General features: G+C 60.0%; 20 protein-coding genes and 2 pseudogenes. 10 read left to right on the forward strand and 12 right to left on the reverse strand.

The features are described 5' to 3' along the window. Positions 1–28: 28 nt before the first annotated feature. The 10 genes and pseudogenes from AC19YS_RS17120 (at position 29) to AC19YS_RS17165 (ending at position 12,555) form a co-directional block, all read left to right on the forward strand. Complete coding sequence (locus AC19YS_RS17120; protein WP_500602286.1) at positions 29–4,651, forward strand: RHS repeat-associated core domain-containing protein; 4,623 nt, start codon at positions 29–31, stop codon at positions 4,649–4,651. Next, positions 4,648–5,058, forward strand: coding sequence for a DUF6896 domain-containing protein (locus AC19YS_RS17125; protein ID WP_106580255.1), 411 nt, complete (start codon positions 4,648–4,650; stop codon positions 5,056–5,058). The genes AC19YS_RS17120 and AC19YS_RS17125 overlap by 4 nt, the downstream gene beginning before the upstream one ends. Before the next feature lie 236 nt (positions 5,059–5,294). After that, a pseudogene (locus AC19YS_RS17130) lies at positions 5,295–5,624 on the forward strand (RHS repeat domain-containing protein); the annotation flags it as partial. 4 nt (positions 5,625–5,628) lie between these two features. After that, complete coding sequence (locus tag AC19YS_RS17135; protein WP_200623950.1) at positions 5,629–6,024, forward strand: hypothetical protein; 396 nt, start codon at positions 5,629–5,631, stop codon at positions 6,022–6,024. 383 nt (positions 6,025–6,407) lie between these two features. After that, the gene (locus AC19YS_RS17140) at positions 6,408–6,695 is read left to right on the forward strand and encodes a UCP019853 family protein (protein WP_500602298.1); all 288 of its coding nucleotides are present in this window, start codon (positions 6,408–6,410) and stop codon (positions 6,693–6,695) included. 218 nt (positions 6,696–6,913) lie between these two features. Continuing rightward, positions 6,914–7,293, forward strand: a pseudogene (locus AC19YS_RS17145) (DUF4172 domain-containing protein); the annotation flags it as partial. Between the two features lie 85 nt (positions 7,294–7,378). Further along, positions 7,379–7,621, forward strand: a complete 243-nt coding sequence (locus AC19YS_RS17150) for an exodeoxyribonuclease VII small subunit (protein WP_003176346.1) — start codon at positions 7,379–7,381, stop codon at positions 7,619–7,621. Beyond that, positions 7,618–8,505 (forward strand): (2E,6E)-farnesyl diphosphate synthase, encoded by an 888-nt coding sequence (gene ispA, locus AC19YS_RS17155; protein ID WP_106580251.1) that lies wholly within the window; start codon positions 7,618–7,620, stop codon positions 8,503–8,505. Before AC19YS_RS17150 ends, ispA begins: the two co-directional genes overlap by 4 nt. A 110-nt stretch (positions 8,506–8,615) precedes the next feature. After that, the gene (gene dxs, locus AC19YS_RS17160) at positions 8,616–10,514 is read left to right on the forward strand and encodes a 1-deoxy-D-xylulose-5-phosphate synthase (protein ID WP_106580250.1); all 1,899 of its coding nucleotides are present in this window, start codon (positions 8,616–8,618) and stop codon (positions 10,512–10,514) included. A gap of 139 nt (positions 10,515–10,653) precedes the next feature. After that, positions 10,654–12,555, forward strand: a complete 1,902-nt coding sequence (locus tag AC19YS_RS17165) for a TonB-dependent receptor domain-containing protein (protein ID WP_500602287.1) — start codon at positions 10,654–10,656, stop codon at positions 12,553–12,555. Between the two features lie 106 nt (positions 12,556–12,661). Here the strand turns inward: AC19YS_RS17165 and AC19YS_RS17170 are convergent, their stop codons facing one another. The 12 genes from AC19YS_RS17170 to nrdR all read right to left on the reverse strand — a co-directional run bounded on the left by AC19YS_RS17170 (position 12,662) and on the right by nrdR (position 21,355). Continuing rightward, positions 12,662–13,021 (reverse strand): transcriptional regulator, encoded by a 360-nt coding sequence (locus AC19YS_RS17170; protein WP_106580248.1) that lies wholly within the window; start codon positions 13,019–13,021, stop codon positions 12,662–12,664. Between the two features lie 125 nt (positions 13,022–13,146). Beyond that, positions 13,147–13,947: a cobalamin-binding protein gene (locus AC19YS_RS17175; protein WP_200623953.1), complete on the reverse strand. Its 801-nt coding sequence runs from the start codon at positions 13,945–13,947 to the stop codon at positions 13,147–13,149. After that, positions 13,944–14,363, reverse strand: a complete 420-nt coding sequence (locus AC19YS_RS17180; protein ID WP_500602288.1) for an MFS transporter — start codon at positions 14,361–14,363, stop codon at positions 13,944–13,946. Before AC19YS_RS17180 ends, AC19YS_RS17175 begins: the two co-directional genes overlap by 4 nt. Further along, positions 14,360–14,977, reverse strand: coding sequence for a GTP cyclohydrolase II (gene ribA, locus AC19YS_RS17185; protein WP_106580245.1), 618 nt, complete (start codon positions 14,975–14,977; stop codon positions 14,360–14,362). Before ribA ends, AC19YS_RS17180 begins: the two co-directional genes overlap by 4 nt. A 129-nt stretch (positions 14,978–15,106) precedes the next feature. Next, a complete protein-coding gene (locus AC19YS_RS17190) occupies positions 15,107–15,832 on the reverse strand; it encodes a substrate-binding periplasmic protein (RefSeq protein WP_200623954.1) in 726 nt (241 codons plus the stop codon). Positions 15,833–15,887: 55 nt separating this feature from the next. After that, a complete protein-coding gene (gene thiL, locus AC19YS_RS17195) occupies positions 15,888–16,853 on the reverse strand; it encodes a thiamine-phosphate kinase (protein WP_200623955.1) in 966 nt (321 codons plus the stop codon). Positions 16,854–16,871: 18 nt separating this feature from the next. Further along, entirely contained in the window at positions 16,872–17,372 is a 501-nt protein-coding gene (gene nusB / locus AC19YS_RS17200; RefSeq protein ID WP_017135996.1) for a transcription antitermination factor NusB, read from the reverse strand. Next, a complete protein-coding gene (gene ribH, locus AC19YS_RS17205; protein ID WP_003194576.1) occupies positions 17,369–17,845 on the reverse strand; it encodes a 6,7-dimethyl-8-ribityllumazine synthase in 477 nt (158 codons plus the stop codon). Before ribH ends, nusB begins: the two co-directional genes overlap by 4 nt. Before the next feature lie 88 nt (positions 17,846–17,933). Beyond that, complete coding sequence (gene ribBA, locus AC19YS_RS17210; protein WP_119741401.1) at positions 17,934–19,025, reverse strand: bifunctional 3,4-dihydroxy-2-butanone-4-phosphate synthase/GTP cyclohydrolase II; 1,092 nt, start codon at positions 19,023–19,025, stop codon at positions 17,934–17,936. Positions 19,026–19,040: 15 nt separating this feature from the next. Further along, positions 19,041–19,703, reverse strand: a complete 663-nt coding sequence (locus AC19YS_RS17215) for a riboflavin synthase (RefSeq protein WP_119741399.1) — start codon at positions 19,701–19,703, stop codon at positions 19,041–19,043. 48 nt (positions 19,704–19,751) lie between these two features. Next, positions 19,752–20,888, reverse strand: coding sequence for a bifunctional diaminohydroxyphosphoribosylaminopyrimidine deaminase/5-amino-6-(5-phosphoribosylamino)uracil reductase RibD (gene ribD / locus AC19YS_RS17220; RefSeq protein ID WP_500602289.1), 1,137 nt, complete (start codon positions 20,886–20,888; stop codon positions 19,752–19,754). After that, positions 20,885–21,355, reverse strand: coding sequence for a transcriptional regulator NrdR (gene nrdR / locus AC19YS_RS17225; RefSeq protein ID WP_164487963.1), 471 nt, complete (start codon positions 21,353–21,355; stop codon positions 20,885–20,887). Before nrdR ends, ribD begins: the two co-directional genes overlap by 4 nt. Between the last annotated feature and the right edge of the window lie 55 nt (positions 21,356–21,410).

Raw genomic sequence — 21,410 nt, forward strand, 5'->3', positions numbered from 1 at the left:
GCCTTGCCATTTTGCCGAGACGTCACGGATGACCCACGCCGCCCACATTGCCTTTATCGAACATGAGCTCAATGGCTTCCATCAGAGCCTGGCGGAATATCGCCAGCAGATGGGCGCCTGGTATGCGCGGGCGCTGGACTCGGTCAGCCATGCGGCGGACATGCCGTCGTTGCTGGGGATGGATCGGGTGCTGCGGGTGGGGGATTCGCAACGTTCCTTCAGCATTTCCGATGCGGATTTTTCCACCGTTGCGCGCTGCCCAGCGGGTGGCGAGCTGAAGATCGAGAGCAAGTTCGAGTCGGTGTACGACGTGCCGATCGGCGAAATCCCGGTTGAGGTGATTCGCCTGGAAGACGGCAGTTCTACGCGGGTCATGCTGGATGAACATGGCAAGGCCTCCCACACCTGCGTGGCCGGTGGGCGCTATCAAGTGCGGGTACAAGGCGGCGTTTCCACGCAGCAGGTAGACGCGTTGTTTGCCTCCTACGCCGGGCTGACGGCGGACCTGGAGCAATGGCTGCGCGAGCAATGGAACGGCTTCAAACCGTCTTGGCAGCAATCCACCGCCAGCGCGATTGGCAGCGGCGTGCTCGCGGGCAGTTGGGCGGCAATCAAGGAGGTCTGGGACAGCATCAAGCTGGTCCAGGCGATTCTTGCAGACCCCATGAAGTTCGGCGAGCAACTGGGTGCCGAGGCCGCCAAGTTGGCGCAGTTGGCCACCGATGCGCCGCAGGTCATGGAAAAGGCCATGTTGCTGGCCAGTGACGAGGCGGCGCTGTACCTGATGGTGCGCACGGCGATGCTATGGCTCGACGCACTGCCGCCCGGCGATATTGCCGAGGCGGCGGCGGGGCTTATGGTGTCGCTGCTGATCGACTTGGTGATTGGCGCGGTGTTGATGATCGCGCTGCCGGCGGCGGGTGTGGCGTATCTGAGCTTGCGGTTGGTCAAGTATGGCGCGCGCATATTGAATGCCGCGGTTGGCTTTGTGCGTGGCCTGCTCGGGATTCTGACCAAGTTCATGCAGGCGGTGGATCGCTACAAGGCCGTGGCGGTTCGCGGCGTCGTCGGTGGGCTGAAGCAAGGCACGATGCAGATGCGCTGGCGGGCGCGGCAGAACGCGGTGCTGAAGCAGAAAGAACATGTGGATGATGTGCCGGCCTCTGCGAAGAACCCTCGTGGAGACGCGGCGGCGCCTGCGGATAAAACAGCCACCCATGGCTGCCCGGTGTCGATGGTTACCGGGGAAGAATTGCTCACCCTCACTGATGGCGCGCTGGACGGGATATTGCCGTTTGAGTGGACGCGGTTGTATCGCACCAGTGCGGTGGAAGTGGATTGTGGGTTGGGGTTTGGCTGGAGTCATGCGCTGGCGCAGCGGTTGGTGGTGACGGGTGATGTGGTGGTTTGGACGGATCATGAAAATCGATCGACTGCCCTGCCCTTGCCTACCGCCGCTCGACCGGCGATCACCAACAGCTTGGCCGAAGCGGCAATCTATTTGGGGGCTCTGCCCGATGAGTTGGTGCTGGCGCAGGCGTCGCGTTTCTACCATTTCCGCGACGGTGTGCTGACGGCGATCAGCGATGCGTATGACAACCGGCTGCGGGTTATTCGTGATCGTTTGGGGCGGATTGAGCGGCTGGATAACGGCGCGGGTCGGTCGCTGTTTTTGCGCTATGAACTCGGTCGCATTGTGGCGGTTGACTATCAGGTTCATCGCGCCAAAAGCCGTGAGCCCTACGTCTGGGTAACGGAGCAGAACGTCGTTTCCTACGCCTATGACGACGCTGGCCGATTGGTTTCGGCGACCAATGCTGTAGGTGAAAGCGAGGTTTATCGGTACGACGAACAGCACGTCATTCTTGAGCGGCAGTTGGCCGGTGGGGCGAGTTTCTTTTGGGCGTGGGAACGGGCTGGCAAGGCGGCGCGCTGTGTTCGGCATTGGGCCAGTTTTTCGCAGGTGGACACGCGCTATGTCTGGGATGACAACGGCAAAGTCACGGTTCACAACGCTGATGGCAGTCAGGAAGTGTATGTCCACGATCAGCGCGCGCGGCTGGTGCAGCGGATTGATCCGGACGGCGCGGAGCATTTCAAATCCTACGATGACAAGGGCCGGCTGACGGTTGAGCAGGATCCGCTAGGGGCGGTGACGGCGTATCAGTACGACGAAGCCGGACGTTTGGTGGCGCTGTTTCCGGGGGACGATGAGCCGACTTCCTACGAGCATGACAACGGGTTCGTACGGGTTGTTCGGCGGGGAGAGGCAGTTTGGAAGTATGAGCGCAATGACCAAGGCGACGTTACGCGTCAGACAGATCCTGACAGCCACGTTACGGACTACACCTACAACAAGCACGGGCAGTTGATTGGGGTTTGGTATCCGGATAACGGTTGTCATCGGCTGGTTTGGAATGAGCGTGGGCAGCTTGTCAAAGAGCAACTGCCGAATGGCGGGGTTAAGCGTTATCGCTATGACGACTTAGGGCGGCAAGTTGCGCGTGAGGATGAGCATGGCGCGCTGACGCAGTATCAGTGGGACGGTGTGGGTCGGTTGGTTCGTGTCGTACTTCCAGGCGGTGCCACGCGGGAATTCAGCCACAACCCCTACGGAAAAATCACCTCTGAACGTAATGAACTGGGCCACGTCACCCGCTACGAATACGCCGACGGCCTGCACCTGATCAGCCGTCGCATAAATGCTGATGGCACCCAGGTCAACTACCGCTACGACAACGTGCGGTTACTACTGACCGAGATCGAAAACGAAGTCGGCGAGACCTACCGACTTGATTACCACCCCAACGGGCTGATCCAGCAGGAAATCGGCTTTGACGGTCAGCGCACGACTTACGTGTATGACCTCAGCGGCAACTTACTGGAGAAAACCGAACACGGCGATGACGGCAGTCAGCTAGTCACCCGCTACGAGCGAGACCCTTCCGGCCGCCTCGTACGAAAAACTCTTCCAGACGGTGGAGTGGTCGATTACGCCTACGACCGCCAAGGCAACCTCCTCAGCGTCGACGACGGCCACTGGGCGTTAGCCTACGAATACGACAGCCAAAACCGCCTCATCGCCGACCACCAAGGCTGGGGCACCCTGCGCTACGGCTACGATGCCTGCGGCCAACTGAAAAACCTGCGCCTGCCGGACAACAACAACCGCCTCACCTTCAACCACGACAAAAGCGGCCACCTCGCCACCGTCGAGCTGAACGGCAAAACCCTCACCTCTCACCTGTTCAAAACCGGCAGAGAGCGCCAACGCCAACAAGGCCAACTGCTCAGCCATTACGACTACGACGACCAAAACCGCCTGCACGCCCACGCGGTGACGCAAGAGGAACACAAGCTCTACCGCCGTCACTACGACTACGACAAATCCGGCAACCTCACCCGCCTGCTCGATACGCGCAAAGGTGAACACCACTACCACTACGATCCCCTCGCCCGCCTGACTCGAGCGGATCACTCGCAAGACGTGCAAGAGCGCTTCGGCCACGACCCGGCCGGCAACCTGCTGATGCAGGACCGACCCGGTCCGGACATCGTGGCGGGAAATCGGTTGGTGATTCAGGGCGATCATCATTATGACTATGACGCGTTCGGCAACCTGATCCGTCAACGGCGCGGTAAAGACCACCAACTCGTCACCGAGTATCGCTACGACTGCCAGCACCGGCTTATCGGCATTACCCAGCCGAACGGGCAAACGGCCAGCTATCGCTATGACCCGTTCGGTCGGCGGATCAGCAAAACCGTTGATGGGATAACCACTGAGTTTTTCTGGCAAGGCGACAAGCTGGTTGCCGAACATCACGCGGACAGGCATCGCAGTTATATCTACGAGCCGGACAGTTTCCGCCCGCTGGTCCTGCTGGAGGGCTTTGGTCCAAAAAATACCCAGCCGTTCCACTACCAACTCGACCACCTCGGCACCCCGCAGGAACTCACCGCCCCCGACGGCGAAATCGTCTGGTCCGCGCATTACCGCGCCTACGGCCAGATCAGCCGCCTAGACATCAACAAAATCGACAACCCGCTACGTTTCCAAGGCCAGTACTTCGACCAAGAAAGCGGGCTGCACTACAACCGCCATCGCTACTACAATCCAGATATTGGTCGTTACCTGACACCCGACCCGGTGAAGCTGGCCGGTGGGATCAACACATACCAGTACGTGCCCAACCCTACGGGGTGGGTGGACCCTCAGGGCTTGCATAGCTGCCCGGGTGAGAACGGTTGCAAGCCCCAAACAGGTGCGGACGATACAGCCCAAATTAACCGGGTAGATGAAGGGCTCCCTCCCGCTCCTCTTATCCATGGAGTTGATGCAGAAACGTTGAGTCGGACACACAGCATTGAAGGGAAGCGTTCAACCAAAAAGGTTGAGGAGATTTCTGGCAATATGCGAAGCAATGGATACGATATTAACCAACCCATTGAAGTGCTTGAGCATAACGAACGGCGCTACATTATAGACGGCCACCATCGAGCTGCAGCCGCCAGACGAACACATACGATGGTCACCATAAAACTGATTGAAAATATAGAAAGCCACGAAAGCGTGTTTAATAACACCAAGGAAGTGGTGGATGCGTCAAATACAGCTGGGCTGGATAGGTTAAATAGGCCAAGACGATGAAAGCTCATACGCTTGAAAATTTGATCGCAGAGTATTTAGAGCACGTAAAGAAGGCAACTGATTTGCTTGAGTGCTCATTCGGCACTAAAAATATTCTCCGACTGTGGCGAACCAACAAAATCCCGCGGTGCGGGAAGGTTAATGGTGATGTAACCTACGAACTGCACGGAATTGGTTGCTGTGTTTACCTATCCGAAATATGTATCGACTTTGATTATGGCCCTGACGGAAGAGTCGACGGCTTCGACGCATGGCGGCTGTACATGTACGCATGTGAGTTACCATGCAAATACAAAAAATACACCAACAAAGAATCTTTGGAACGCGAATTCAACGAGTACCTAAAAAAGGGAAAAGCCAAGAAAATCGAAGGTTCCACATCTAATTTATACTTTATACAGCCTTGAAAGGTGTTGAAAGACTACCTCTAAATAGACCATTCGATCTTTAGCTGTGGCGAGCGAGCTTGCTCGCGCTGCGCAGAAACCCCAATAAGGGCAACGCGCTTTGAAAGCCAAAACCGCGCCGCCAGTTTCGAGGCTGCTGCGCAGCCGAACCCAGGGCAAGCCTGCTAATCACAATAAACCTACTCACTAGATACCAAGGTTCAACCTCAAAAAATGAGTGAACCCGGCGCCCCAATCAACTCGTCACCGAATATCGCTACGACTGTCAGCGCCGGCTAATTAGCATCACCCGACCCAACGGGCAAACAGCCAGCTACCGTTACCCATTTGGTCGACGCAGCAGTAAAACCGTCGACGACATAACGACGGAGTTTTTCTGGCAAGGCGACAAGCTGGTTGCGGAGCATCACGCGGATCGTCATCGCAGTTACCTCTACGAACCGGACAGATTTCGTCCGTTAGCACTGCTGGATGGCTTTGGTCCAAAAGACATTCAGCCGTTCCACTACCAACTCGACCACTTGGGCACGCCACAGCCCCCGTCAACCGCTCCAGGATTGGTATTGCACAATGAGTTACCTAGAAGCAGAGATCGACGAAAGCTTAGAAAACCTGGGTATTCAGAGTAGAAAACTTGCCCCCGAAGACCTAGATATATTAATCGCATCTCTTGGCAACGTGTTTTTCTGCGAGAGTGCCAACCCTCTTGATCCAATTCAATCACGGGTTAACCGCACGGAGTACAACCCTGATTTCTGGCAAGAGGTATCAAAACACATTGAAAGTGATCAGTTGATTTTCGTTGTGTTCGACACGTCCTATAGAGCATGGGAAATCGCCTCTCCCCAACACCTCGAGCGTATTTTATCTGATACCACTGGATACCCATTCTGGGTGACGGACATGAGCTTTAGATTTTTGATCTATATGGACGACCATAATTGCGTTAGCTGGGCTTATCCCTGAAAAAAAACTTCCCTCACGCGGCCATCAACAAACCCGACAACGAGCAAAACGGCTAATGAAAACACGTATCCAACCGCACCAACCTCCACCCGCCCAGTTTTTTAAACACCTCACCAGCACCGAATCGCTGTTCGCTCAGGCAAACATCAGCACTCCTATCGCGCGGCCCGCCAGCGCAGGGTTCATATGAGAACCGGCGAGAAATAAAACCGCCCGTATCCCCCTCCGTATGCCTAAAAGACTTCTGAAGGACGACAAATGATTACTCTACTGAAAAAGTCATCAGACCCTATAACAAACCACTATAAAAAAGGAAAAGTAATAGCACTCAACAAGCATGCAAATGATGATGTGATATTGCTCATTGAGGGAACAGCTGTAAACTGTTTGTCAGCTACTGCCCCTACACTATCGAAATTGGAGAAACCTACGACATAGAACTCACCCTAAACCTTTCCGACGACTACGAGATTGAACGGGTTAAACCGAGGAAAATACTGATTGAAAAGGCGAATTATGGTTATTGCTACTTCCTCTACGGAGAGCTACTCAATGAGACTTTTCTTACTTTCACTTCTCTGAGCGATGAAGATATACACTACGAACACCCCGAATGTAACGAGCACTTTATTAAATTAAAAGTTCAAAGAATTGACGCTAGCTTTCGCTGAGCCTGACAGTAAGATCAGCCCCCATCGCCTTTTTGTATTCATAAAAAAGCGTCCAGCGCAAAGCTCTAGATTTTGAAGCATATCCACGCCGAGGCTTGGAGCAAGCGGTCGATGACTCTCTCGAATAGTTTGAAAACAGCATAATCGGTCAGCGCCGGCCAACGTCGGTGCATGCCGGAGTCACCGGCGGTGAAAAGGACTCGGGTAGGCGATCAGCGCGCGCCGGTTACTGCAACGCATTGGAATCCAGCCAGAAGGCCACACTGGGTATCACCGATTGGCTGGAATGGTTCCTGAAAACCTTGCTGCTCAGCCTGGAGCAGGCGATGGCGCGAATTGACTGAGTTCTGGCCAAGACCCGGTTTTGGCAGCAGCACCGCGACCTCTCGTTATCTGTCGAACAGATCAAGGTACTCACCGGCCTGCCCGACGGCGGTGAAAAAGGCTTCGAACACGGCATCAACGCCGCGCAGTACCAGGCAGAGGCGAAGGTGTCCAAGGCGACCACAACTCGGCATCTTACTGATCTGCTGGAAAAAACTGCCTGGTCCGTTTCCCTGGCGGAGGCCGTAGTACCCGCTATCAAATCAAAGGCTGAAGCGACTGAGGCCACCCGCTCATTTGCCCACAATCCCCATGTCTGCTAGTGTCGCGCCGGTTTACCGTCTACCGGAATAGCCGCCATGGCCCGCAAAAAAGTTGCACTCGATTTCGAACAATCCCTCGCCGACCTGCAAACTCTGGTCGAGCGTCTGGAGAACGGCGAGTTGTCGCTGGAAGACTCGTTGACGGCGTTCGAGCAAGGCATCGGCCTGACGCGCGACTGCCAGAGCGCGTTGGCGCAGGCTGAGCAGAAAGTGCAAGTGCTGCTGGAACGGGACGGGGAGTTGGCCGAAGAACCTTTCGATGCGGAACAGCCGGAATGATCGACGCGTATCAGGCCAGTAGCCAAGCCCGGGTCAACGCGGCGCTCGAGCCCTTGTTTGTTGCGCCAAGCCCGGAAATGAAGCGTCTCTACGAAGCCATGCGCTACAGCGTGATGAATGGCGGCAAGCGTGTGCGCCCGTTGCTGGCGTATGCGGCGTGTGAAGCGCTGGGCGCGCCGGCCGAGCAGGCCAATGGTGCGGCGTGTGCGGTGGAGCTGATTCACGCCTATTCCCTGGTGCATGACGATTTGCCGGCGATGGACGACGACGATTTGCGTCGCGGCCAGCCGACTACTCATAAAGCCTTTGATGAAGCCTACGCCATTTTGGCCGGCGATGGCCTGCAGAGCCTGGCGTTCAGCGCCCTGCTGGACCCACGTTTAAATAGCGTGAACGCAGAAAACAGCCTGCGCATGGTGACCGCCCTCGCCCTGGCCGCAGGCCCGGCCGGTATGGTCGGCGGGCAAGCGATCGACATGGGTTCGGTCAGCCTCAAGCTGGATCAACAGGCCCTGGAACATATGCATCGCCACAAGACCGGCGCGCTGATCGAAGCCGCCGTGCACCTGGGTGCGTTGGCCAGTGGCCGTGCCGAAGCTGCGCAATTGGCCGCCCTGCAGACCTATTCCCGGGCTGTCGGCCTGGCGTTTCAGGTGCAGGACGACATTCTCGACGTCGAAAGTGACACCGCGACCCTGGGCAAACGCCAAGGCGCGGATGCCGCACGCGATAAACCGACCTATCCGGCCCTGCTTGGCCTTGAAGCGGCCAAGGCGTATGCCCTGGAACTGCGCGACCAAGCCCTGGATGCCCTGCGACCTTTCGACGCAGCGGCCGAGCCTCTGCGCGACCTGGCGCGGTATATCGTCGAACGCCGCCACTGATAATGGCGGCCATTGCAGCCGCATATCGGCCAAGTTCGGCGCTCTGCGTGGGCAGTTTGCACCGCTTGAGGTAAACTGCCGCCTCTTCTATACCTATAACGATTCGCCTGATGCCCACGACGTTTCAAGAGATTCCCCGCAAACGCCCGTCCACGCCACTGCTCGACCGTGCTGCCACGCCGGACGGCCTGCGTCGACTGGGTGAAGCCGAGCTGGAAACCCTGGCCGATGAGTTGCGCCTGGAATTGCTCTACACGGTCGGTCAGACCGGTGGGCATTTTGGTGCCGGCCTGGGTGTCATCGAGCTGACCATCGCCCTGCATTACGTGTTCGATACCCCGGATGACCGGTTGGTGTGGGACGTGGGCCACCAGGCGTATCCGCATAAAATCCTTACCGGCCGTCGCGAGCGCATGGGCACCCTGCGCCAGAAGGACGGTCTGGCCGCCTTCCCGCGTCGCGCCGAAAGCGAGTACGACACCTTTGGCGTCGGCCACTCCAGCACCTCTATCAGCGCAGCGCTGGGCATGGCGATTGCCGCCCGCCTGCAAGGCAGTGATCGCAAGGCGATCGCAGTGATTGGTGATGGCGCGTTGACCGCCGGCATGGCTTTCGAAGCCCTGAACCACGCGCCAGAGGTGAACGCCAACATGTTGGTGATCCTCAACGACAACGACATGTCGATTTCGCGCAATGTCGGTGGCCTGTCGAATTACCTGGCAAAAATTCTTTCCAGCCGCACCTATGCCAGCATGCGCGAAGGCAGCAAAAAAGTGCTCTCGCGTCTGCCCGGCGCATGGGAAATTGCCCGCCGCACCGAAGAATACGCCAAGGGCATGCTGGTACCCGGCACCCTGTTCGAAGAACTGGGCTGGAACTATATCGGCCCGATCGACGGCCATGACCTGCCAACCCTGATCGCCACGCTGCGCAACATGCGTGACCTCAAGGGCCCGCAGTTCCTGCACATCGTCACCAAGAAAGGCAAAGGCTTCGCCCCGGCTGAAGTTGACCCGATCGGCTATCACGCGATCACCAAACTCGAACCGCTCAACGCCCCCGCCGCCGCGCCGAAAAAGGCCAGCGGGCCGAAGTATTCCGGTGTGTTTGGCGAATGGCTGTGCGACATGGCTGCCGCCGACTCGCGCCTGGTGGGTATTACCCCGGCGATGAAGGAAGGCTCCGACCTGGTGGCGTTCAGCGAGCGTTTCCCGCTGCGCTATTTCGACGTGGCGATTGCCGAGCAGCACGCCGTGACGTTCGCCGCCGGCATGGCCTGTGAAGGCGCCAAGCCGGTGGTCGCGATCTACTCCACCTTCCTGCAGCGCGGTTATGACCAACTGGTTCACGACGTGGCGGTGCAGAACCTCGACGTGCTGTTTGCCATCGACCGCGCCGGCCTGGTCGGCGAAGACGGCCCGACCCACGCCGGTAGTTTCGATTTGTCCTACTTGCGCTGCATCCCCGGCATGCTGGTGATGACGCCGAGTGATGAGAACGAACTGCGCAAGATGCTCAGCACTGGCCACCTGTACAACGGCCCGGCGGCCGTGCGTTACCCGCGTGGTAACGGCCCGAACGCAGTGATCGAGAAAGACCTGGAGCCGATCGAGATCGGTAAAGGGATCGTGCGACGCCAAGGCAGCAAAACCGCGTTCCTGGTGTTCGGCGTGCAATTGGCCGAAGCGCTGAAAGTCGCTGAGAAGATCGACGCCACCGTGGTCGACATGCGGTTCGTCAAACCGCTGGACGAAGCCCTCGTACGCGACATCGCTGGCAGCCATGAGCTGCTGGTGACCGTCGAAGAAAACGCCATCATGGGCGGTGCCGGTGCGGCGGTCAGCGAGTTCCTGGCGCGGGAGAACATCCTCAAGTCGGTGCTGCACCTGGGCTTGCCGGATGTGTACGTCGAACACGCCAAGCCGGCGCAGATGCTGGCAGAGTGTGGGCTGGACGAGGCGGGTATCGAAGCGTCGGTGCGCGCGCGCATGGCGCTGCTCGGCCTGTAGAAACCGGCTCAAAAATGTGGGAGCTGGCTTGCCTGCGATAGCATCACCTCGGTCTTACTGACAAACCGATGTGCCTGCATCGCAGGCAAGCCAGCTCCCACATTGGTTTTGTATTGCTGATAAATGCTATGGACAGCCCATGAACCACCTTCGCTTTGCCCTGCCCTTGCTGCTGCTCCCCGCCACTGACCTGCTGGCCGACAGCTTCGAGCGCGACGACGCACTGAAACTTCCCGACGTGGTGATCAGCGCCAACCGCCAGGTCCAGGCGCGCAACGACAGTAGCGCCGCCAATACCGTATTCACCCGCGACGACATCGACCGCCTGCAACCCACCAGCGTGACGGACCTGCTCAGCCGCGTACCCGGCGTACAAGTGGCACCCACCGGCGGCCGTGGCAGTTTGCCGGGCATCTATATTCGTGGCACCAAATCCGCGCAAAGCCTGGTGTTGGTCGACGGCCAGCGCATCGCCAATACCACCTCTGGCGACAGCGGGCTGCAATACCTGAACATCGACCAGATTGAACGTGTGGAAGTACTGCGCGGCTCGCGCTCGGTGATCTACGGCAGTGATGCGATTGGCGGCGTGATCCAGATATTCACTCGGCGTAATGCCGAGCAAGGCCTGCAGCCACGCTTGAAACTGGGGTTTGGCAGCCACCAGACCTGGGAGCGCAGCATCGGTCTTTCCGGCGGCGATGAGCACACGCGCTTCAACCTTGGGGCGAGCCTGGATGACACGGCGGGAATCAACGCCACGCATGAGTCGTTTCAAAGCGATAGCGACCATGATGCCTATCGCAATCAGTCCATCAGCCTCAATCTCAGTCATGCGTTCAGCGATGAACTGGAGGTTGGTTTCAATCTGTTGGATAACCGTGGCAAGTCAGCGTACGACAACAGCTTTGGCCGCTACGACGCCGCTTCCGGGCAAACGGTCGGGCAGAAACCCTACACCGATTACACCGTGAGCAGCGCCAGCGGTTATGTCGACGCCCAACTCAATGAGCGCTGGCAATCGCGCCTGGAAGTGGGCCACAGCGAGAATCTCGACACCAAGCGCGATAAGCTCAGTGATGATTTCAGCGTGTTCAACACCTACCGCGACTCGATCAACTGGCAGAACGACCTGACGCTCAACGACCAGAACAGCCTGATTCTGGGCGGCGACTGGTACGAAGACCGCTTCCACGGCAGCACTACTTTTACCGAAAACAGCCGCTGGAACCGCGCCGCCTTTGTGCAGCATCGCTTCCATGGCGAGTGGTTCTCCACAGAACTGGGCCTACGCCGCGACCAGAACCAGCAATTTGGTGGGCAAAACAGCTGGAGCGGTACCCTCACCGTGCCGATCAACCCTGACAATGACGTGCTGCTCAGCTACAGCGAAGGCTTCCGCGCGCCGACTTTCAACGACCTCTATTACCCTGACACGAAGTACAGCAACCCCAACTTGCAGCCCGAAACGTCAAAGAGCTACGAGCTGCAATGGCGCAGCCAACTGAGTGACAGCACGCGCCTGGAAGCCTCGCTGTATCGCACCCAGTTAAGCAACGCGATCATCCTCGACAGCACCAGCAAGCCGCAAAACGTGGCGTCGGCGCGTGTCGATGGGTTTGAAGCGGCGCTCAAGCAGGAGCTGTTTGGTTGGCAGAGTAACCTGGGCGCCGCCTTCATCAACCCGCGCGACCGTGACACGGGCCACACCCTGGCCCGTCGTGCACGCCGCACGTTGAACCTGGACCTGGATCGACAATTTGACAAGTTGGGACTGGGGACCAGTTGGCAGGTCATCAGCAGCAGCTACGACGACGAAAAAAACCGCAACCGCCTGGGTGGATACGCACTGCTGGGGTTGCGCAGCAGTTGGGCGGTGAGCCGTGAAATCCAAATTTCACTAAAGGTCGACAACCTGCTGGACCGCCAATACGCCCGCGCCCGCTACAGCTATAACGCGTCGGACTTTTCCAACAATCAGGACTACCGCGAAGCGGGACAGACCTGGATGCTCGGGCTGACCTGGACCCCGACGCTGTAACCAACGCCCCGGCGCCTCGACCTATCGATTGACCTTTCAGGCAATGGCTCGCTGCCGGAACGAGCATTGCAGTGGCAGGGTCATGTGCGCCGCACCCCTTGGCGCCTCAACGACGCTCGCGCATGGGCTCATTCGTACTCAGATACCCGGCCTTGATGGCCTCGGCGCAGTCTATAAACCCATAGGCGTTAACACGGCCGGCCTCGGTAAAGCCGACGTAGAAGTCCTTTTTTTTGCCTTGGTTTTCCAGTTCAAAATCAAAACACTGTGAGCTGCCACTACGAATCGGGGTGATGCGCTTGGGCTGCTGGATAGCGAGAATGTCCTGCTTGGAGGTCCTTTCGCCTCGGCCAGCCTTCTCTACCAGCGGATCAGCCCAGAAATTCATCAACGTTGAGACACCTTCCAGCGTCGTGCAGCCGGTCAGCAAAAGGGCAGTAGAAACACCGATGATCAAACGACGCATGGCCACCTCCTGTAGTGGAATATCGCCATGCGGCACGCATCGCGGGCCATAGAGTAATCCGCTGCTGGCCGAGCCACTCAACGGAAGAATCTTATTAATCGGTAGGACAACACGCCTCTCGCACGCTAGCGTTGCGGGGCAATCAACGCGCAGAGCTTGGCCACCGCCTCGACCATCTGGCCGCTGGGCCGCTCCAGGCCTTTGTCCGGCACCAACAGCAAGCGTCCCTGCGCCACGGCGGCGATCTGCGGCCAGGCTTTCCAGGCCTCCAACTGCGGCTGATCCCCGGCCAGAATCACTTCGGGATTGCGCTGCAACACGGACTCGATGCTCACCTGCGGCGCAGGCAGCTTCAAATCAGCGAACACATTGCGTGCGCCGCACACGCTCAGCGCATCGCTGATGATCTGCCCGCCGCCTACGGTGTACAGCGGCTGGTTCCATACCTGGTAAAACACCCGCAGCGGCTCGGCGCGCTGATAGCGCTGGCGCAGTTCGGCCAGGCGCTGACGTAACTGCGCGGCTAAGTGTCGACCGGCGTCTTCGCGCCCCACTTGTTGAGCAATGGCTTGGACCTGGGCCGCCAACTGTTCAAGGCTATGAGGTTCAGCGACGTAGACGGGGATATTCAGGCGCTGTAACTGCTCGCGCTGGGCAGGGCCGACACTGCCGGGCCACAGCAGAATGAGGTCGGGCTTGAGGCTGAGCAGACGCTCCATGTTCAATTGGCCGTAATGCCCCACTGACGGCACGTTCGCCAATGCAGCTGGCCGCTCACCACCGTCGAGCACACCCACCAGCAGGTCGGTGGCGCCCAGTTCCACCACGATCTCAGAGAGTGAAGGCGCCAGACTGACCACGCGCTCGACCGCCATCGCCTGGGCACTCAATACCAGCAGCAGAAGCGTCAGCCAGCGACTTATCATCCCAACTGACGCGGGATGCGATAGAGGTAAAACAGCACCAACGTCGACAATGCCAGCAGAAACAGCGGCACCGCTTCCAGGCCGACAAACACCGCCAGCGCGCCGATCCAGGCTGGCAGGGCCGCCACCAGCAGCGCCGTACGCCGACGTGCCGCGAGGGTGATCCAAGCCGCCGGTTCTTCGGGCGTATCAAGGGCTTTGGCGGTGGCGATCAGTGCGTGTTTATAGCCGTGAAAATAACGCAGGCTCAGAAACATCGAGGCCACGCCGGCGATAAACAGTGGCATGGCCAAGACGGGAAGCAGGGATTGGGCCTGGCCGAATACCAGGTTGATCACAAATAGCGGCAGCAATGCCAGGGCCAGGTGCTGCCACCAGTTAAAGGACAGTCGCCGTTTCACCTGGCCACGGGTCACGCGCGGTCGACCTCGCCCTGATGCTCGTTGCCCATCATGTGGTCGAGCTTGCTGGCTTTGGTGGCCAGGTAGAGCTTGTTGTGCGGGTTTTGCCCGGTGTGCAGCGGCACGCGCTCGGCCACGGTGATGCCCATCTCGGTCAAGGCTTTGACCTTGCGCGGGTTATTGGTCATCAGGCGCAGGGATTTCACGCCCAGGTGCTGCAGCATTGGCAGGCAGATCGCATAGTCACGCTGGTCGGCGGCAAAGCCCAGGCGCTCGTTGGCCTCGACGGTATCGGCGCCGCCGTCTTGCAGCTCGTAGGCGCGGATCTTGTTCATCAGGCCGATGCCACGGCCTTCCTGGCGCAGGTACAGCAGCACGCCACGGCCTTCGCGGGCGATGGCGCGCATGGCGGCTTCCAGTTGCGAACCGCAGTCACAGCGTTGGCTGAACAATGCATCGCCGGTCAGGCACTCGGAGTGCACGCGGCCAAGCACCGGCGCGCCGTCGGCGATGTCACCCAGGCTGAGCACTACGTGCTCGCGGCCGGTGGCCTCTTCAAGAAAGCCGTTCATGGTGAACGTGGCAAAAGGAGTAGGCAGCTTGGAAGCAGCGACGAAAACGACGGGCACCGTGTGCTCCTGATTTCAGATTTCACAGAGGGCGCCATTGTAACAGCAGGTTCCTACAGACGCTTAAGCTGAATTATCGCTGATAAAGATCAATAGGTTCGATTGGCCTTCGTCCCGGTTCTATGCAGGTCAGAACGGATAAGGCTGTTTCCAGTGTTCGAAAATCGGCTTCAGTTCGCCACTCTTGACCAAAGCCGCCATGCGCTGGTCATACACCGCCATCAAGGCCCGGCCGCGCTCAGTGTCGGCAAAGCCTATGTAAAGCGGCAGCTCGGCGATAGGCGTGAGCCTGAACTGCGAAGGATCGTGCGCCTGGCCCAGCACGTACCTGGCTTCGGTGAGGGAGTCGATGTAGAAGTCGGCGCGGGCGTGCTGCAGCATCGGCAGGATGCCATCTCGGCGTTCGATATGGTTGAAGTGGTGCAGGTTGGGCAAGTACTCCTCGTACTTGTAGCCGCGTACCCAGGCCAGGCGGTAATTGCCCAGCGTGGCAAGGCTTGGCGTCGGCGTCGTTGCCAGCCCGAGGGCGTAGATGTGGTCTGAATCGAAATGCCAGTACGGGTACAACACGCCGCTGGCCTCATCGCGATAGGAACCGACCCAGCCATCCACCTCGCCGCGCTGGGCCAGGCCGACCGAGCGGGTATAGGGCTCGCTGCGGGTTTGCAGCGTGATGCCGGCGGGTTCGAAGACTTGGCGCAATACATCCCAGGCCAGACCGCTGCCATCTTTGTTGGTGTAGTCGTTCCATTCCTCACTGGCCAGCGTGATTTTGCCAGGCACCGGGGCTTGATCCGCTTGCACCAGCAATGCAACGGCGCACAGCATACCCAGCAACCCTAGGCGCACATCCATGGTGGCAGCTTCCTACACGGTGAGAACCGTATAGAGGGTAGCGTAGGTGGCCGGCTTACGGCGTCTCGCGAAAATGCTGATAGCCGCGCACGGCCGGGGTGATGTCTTGCCCAGTGGCGTCGAGCAAGGTGACGCCATGCCCCGCCTCGACCCGACCGATCACGTGGATCGGCCAACCAGCAGCCTGCAACGGCGCCAGCTCGGCCGGCGGCAAGGTGAACGCCAATACGTAGTCGTCGCCACCGCTCAGGGCCGCCACGCGCGCCTGGTCATCACCCAGAAACGCCAGCAAGGCCGCGGACAACGGCAAGTGCTGACGCTCAATCACCAGGCTGACAGCCGACGCCTTGGCGATATGCCCGCAATCAGCCAACAGCCCGTCGGAGATATCCATGGCCGATGTAGCCTTTGCCCGCAGCGCCAGGCCCAACGCCAGTTGCGGTTGTGGCGACCAGTAGTGCGCCAGCAGCGGCTCGGCGATAGCAGCGTCGGCCGTGCGTTGGCCCAGCACCAGCGGCAAGGCACCTGCAGCATTGCCCAGCTCACCGCCTACACACAGCAAATCGCCCGGTTGCGCACCGCTGCGCGTCAACGCCTGCCCGGCCGGCACACGGCCAAACACGGTCAGGGTCAGGCTCAGCGGCCCGCGCGTGGTATCGCCGCCCACCAGGCCCACGCCGCAGCTTTGCGCCATGGCGTTCAAACCCTGGGCATAGCGTTGCAGCCAATCGGCATCGACCGTCGGCGTTGTCAGGGCAAGGGTAAAGGCAAGGGGATGGGCGCCCATGGCGGCCAAGTCGCTCACTGCCACGGCCAGCGAGCGCTGGCCGAGCAGGAACGGGTCACACGGGTCGGCAAAATGCACGCCGGCCACCAAGGTATCGGTGGAGATTGCCAACTGCTCCCCGGCGGGGAGCGCCAGCAAGGCGCAGTCGTCGCCGATCCCAAGAGCAATGCCTTCGCCGCCCTGCGCACAGGGCGCGGCGGCGAAGTAGTTGCGGATCAGCTCGAACTCACCCATTGGGAAGGTAAGCGCGACTTAGCGCTTGTGTTCCTTCACTTCGGCTTCACGCAGGCGCGGGGCCAGCTTGTCGAGCACGCCGTTGACGAACTTGTGGCCGTCGGTCGAACCGTAGACTTTGGCCAGCTCGATCCCTTCGTTGATCACCACGCGGTACGGCACGTCAACGCGCTTGAGCAGTTCCCAGGTGGACAGGCGCATAACGCACAGTTCAACCGGGTCCAGCTCTTCGATCGTCAGGTCCAGGCAAGGCGCCAGCGCCGTGTCGATCTCGGTCAGGTTGGCATGCACACCGTGCAGGATGTCGTGGAAGTAGCTCTGGTCGGCAAACGTGAAGTCGTTGTCGACGCGGAACTGCGCTTCGATTTCGTTCAACGAAGCGCCGGCCATCAAACGCTGGTACAGCGCCTGAGTCGCGAGTTGACGCGCTTTACGGCGCTTCTCGCTTTTGGACGGCTTGCCGGCATCCGCAGGGCGCGGGTCTTGAGGGTTGAACTGATCGCTCTCGTCGGAAATCACTTGGCCTCCAACTGCGACAGCAGGCTGACCATTTCCAGCGCGGACAGGGCAGCTTCAGCGCCTTTGTTACCGGCCTTGGTGCCGGAACGCTCGATGGCTTGCTCGATGGAATCTACGGTCAGCACGCCGAAAGCGACGGGCACGCCGAACTCCATGGACACTTGGGCCAGGCCCTTGGTGCATTCGCCGGCCACGTATTCGAAGTGCGGAGTACCGCCACGAATGACCGCGCCCAGGGCGATGATCGCCGCGTATTCACCCTGCTGAGCAACTTTTTGCGCAACCAGTGGAATTTCGAAGGCGCCAGGGGCACGGATGAGAGTGATGTCGCTCTCGCTCACACCGTGGCGAACCAGGGCGTCAACGGCACCGCTTACCAGGCTTTCAACCACGAAGCTGTTGAAGCGGCCAACCACCAGGGCATAGCGGCCTTTGGGGGCGATGAAGGTACCTTCGATGGTCTTCAGGGTCATTCGACAAATCTCTTAAAGAGCCGGGACGCGAAAAGTGCGTCCCTCAGTGATGATTTAACCGCGAACAAGGGGCAAAAATCGCCAGCCTTTATTCGGAGGGCACGTATTCTACAACTTCCAGATCGAAACCGGATATCGCATTAAATTTCATTGGCGCGCTCATCAGGCGCATTTTGCGTACGCCCAAGTCACGCAGGATCTGCGAACCGGCACCGACGATGCTGTAGGTGGTCGGTTTTTTCACCGGCACGTGGTCGGCGGTTTCGCGGATATGCGCCAGCAATACATCGCCGTCCAACGGGTGACCGAGCAACAGCACCACACCGCTGCCTGCCTCGGAGACCGCAGCCATGGCGGCGCGCAGGCTCCAGCGGCCCGGCTGCTTGACCATCAACAGGTCACGCAACGGGTCCATGTTGTGCACACGCACCAGGGTCGGTTCTTCAGCACAGATTTTGCCCAGGGTCAGGGCCATGTGCACGTCGCCCTCCACTGAATCACGGTAGGTCACCAAATTGAATTGGCCCAGTTCGCTGTCCAGCGGCTGCTCGGCAATCCGCTGAACGGTACGTTCGTGGATCATGCGGTAATGAATCAGGTCGGCAATGGTGCCGATCTTGATGCCGTGTTCGGCGGCAAACGCTTCAAGTTCAGTGCGACGGGCCATGGTGCCGTCGTCGTTCATCACTTCGCAGATCACCCCGCTCGGCTCGAAACCGGCCATGCGCGCCAGGTCGCAGGCGGCTTCGGTGTGGCCGGCACGCGCGAGGGTGCCGCCCGGCTGGGCCATCAGCGGGAAGATATGGCCGGGGCTGACGATGTCTTCGGCCTTGGCGTCTTTGGCGGCGGCGGCTTGCACGGTGCGCGCGCGGTCGGCCGCAGAAATACCGGTGGTCACGCCGGTGGTCGCTTCAATCGATACGGTGAACTTGGTGCCGAAACCCGACCCATTGCGCGGCGCCATCAAGGGCAGCTTGAGCAGCTCGCAGCGTTCGCGGCTCATGGGCATGCAGATCAGCCCGCGAGCGTGCTTGGCCATGAAGTTGATGTGCTCAGCCTTGCAGGCCTCGGCGGCCATGATGATGTCGCCTTCGTTCTCGCGGTCTTCGTCATCCATCAGGATGACCATCTTGCCTTGGCGGATGTCTTCAACCAGTTCTTCGATGCTATTGAGCGCCACGTGGCACCCCCTTGGTCAGGATTTAAGGTAGCCGTTAGCGGCTAAAAAACTTTCAGTGATGTTCCCGGCAGTAGGCTCTGCGGCCTTATCGCCCAACAGCAGGCGCTCCAGGTAACGGGCAAGCAAGTCGACTTCCAGATTCACCCGGCGACCTGGCTGGTACGAGGCCATGATGGTTTCGCTCAGGGTGTGGGGAATGATGGTCAGTTCGAATTCGGCGCCATTGACGGCGTTCACGGTCAGGCTGGTGCCATCGACGGTGATCGAGCCTTTGTGGGCAATGTACTTGGCCAGCTCTTTGGGTGCGCGGATGCGAAATTCCACGGCCCGTGCGTTTTCGCTGCGGGACACTACTTCGCCGACGCCATCAACATGGCCGCTGACCAGGTGGCCGCCCAGGCGCGTGGTCGGGGTCAGGGCTTTTTCCAGGTTGACCGGACTGCCGGCCTTGAGGTCGTTCATCGCGGTGCAGTCCAGGGTTTCCCGGCTGACATCGGCAGCAAAGCCGTTGCCAGGCAGCTCGATGACGGTCAGGCACACGCCGCTGACGGCGATGCTGTCGCCCAGCTTGACGTCGCCCAGGTCCAGCTTGCCGGTTTCAACCAGCAGGCGTACGTCGCCGCCTTTGGGAGTCATTGCACGGATGCTGCCGATGGATTCGATAATGCCGGTGAACATTTCGTTCTCCTGAAAACGAGGGGCTGTCGCTCAAGCGCGGGCCGGGAATTATACGCTCGCTGCTGGCATAGGGATGGCAGTGACTCGCCAGTCGTCGCCTACAGCGCGCATGTCAGTGATCTTGAGTTGGGGGGCGTCGGCCAGTTTCTCAAGCGGCCAGTCCAGCAGAGGCCGGGCGGCGGAGCCAAGGAACTTGCCGGCGACGAATATCACGTACTCGTCCACCAGCCCTTGCTGGGCAAACGCACCGGCCAGGCTCGGGCCGGCTTCCACCAGCACTTCGTTGACGCCACGGGCGGCCAGGGCCACCAGGGCCGAGCGCAGGTCGACCTGACCATCAACGCCCGGCACCACCAGGCATTCGGGGCCACGGGGGAATTGGTTTTCCGCCGTCACGCAGGTGATGACCAACGCCGGGCCGGCCTTGAAGAACGGCGCGTTGAGCGGCACCCGCAGGCGCCCGTCGATCAGCACGCGCAAGGGCGGGCGGGACATGGCAAGTGCGGTGGTTTCATCGTCCAGGCCCAACTCGGCGGCGCGTACAGTCAGACGCGCGCCATCGGCCAGCACCGTGTCGGCGCCGGTCAGCACCACACTGGCCTCGGCACGCAGGCGCTGTCCGGCGGCGCGGGCGGCCGGGCCGGTGATCCATTGGCTTTCGCCACTGGCCATCGCGGTACGGCCGTCCAGGCTCATCGCCAGCTTGACCCGCACAAACGGCAGACCGTGCTCCATGCGCTTGAGAAAGCCCGGGTTCAGCGCGCGCGCTTCGCTTTCCAGCACGCCGCTGCGGGTTTGGATACCGGCTTGCGCCAAGCGCTGCATGCCACGCCCGGCCACTTCCGGGTTCGGGTCCTGCATCCCGGCCACCACGCGCGCAACACCGGCCGTTACCAGTGCATCGGCACACGGCGGCGTGCGCCCGTGGTGGCTGCACGGCTCCAGCGTGACATACACCGTGGCGCCACGCGCCTTGGCACCGGCGGCGCGCAGGGCATTCGGCTCGGCATGCGGTTCGCCGGTGCGCTCGTGCCAGCCTTCGCCGACAATCTGCCCGTCACGCACAATCACGCAGCCCACACGCGGGTTGGGGTGGGTGGTGTACACGCCCTTGCGCGCCAATTCGAGGGCGCGGGCCATGTAATGGGCGTCGAGGACAGCTTGTTCGGCAGACGGAGGGTTCATTTTTTGGCAGGCTCACGGGCCAGGCGGTCGATTTCTTCGCGGAACTCATTGAGGTCCTGGAAGCGTCGATACACCGAGGCGAAACGGATATAGGCGACTTCGTCGAGCTTTTGCAGCTCGCCCATCACCAGCTCTCCAACCACCAGGCTCTTGACCTCGCGCTCGCCGGTCGCACGCAGCTTGTGCTTGATGTGCACCAGCGCCGCCTCCAGCCGCTCGACACTCACCGGGCGTTTTTCCAGCGCGCGCTGCATACCGGCGCGCAATTTGTCTTCGTCAAAAGGCTGGCGACTGCCGTCGGACTTGATCAGACGTGGCAATACCAGTTCGGCGGTTTCGAAGGTGGTGAAACGTTCACCGCAGCCAGAGGCCAGGCATTCGCGCCGGCGACGTACTTGATCGCCCTCGGCGACCAGACGCGAGTCAATGACCTTGGTGTCGTTGGCACCGCAGAAGGGACAGTGCATGGTGGCAGGCAACAAAAAAAGGGAGGGCCATGGTAGCGCATCCCTGTGGCAAGAC

This window comes from Pseudomonas sp. MF08831, assembly GCF_059862645.1.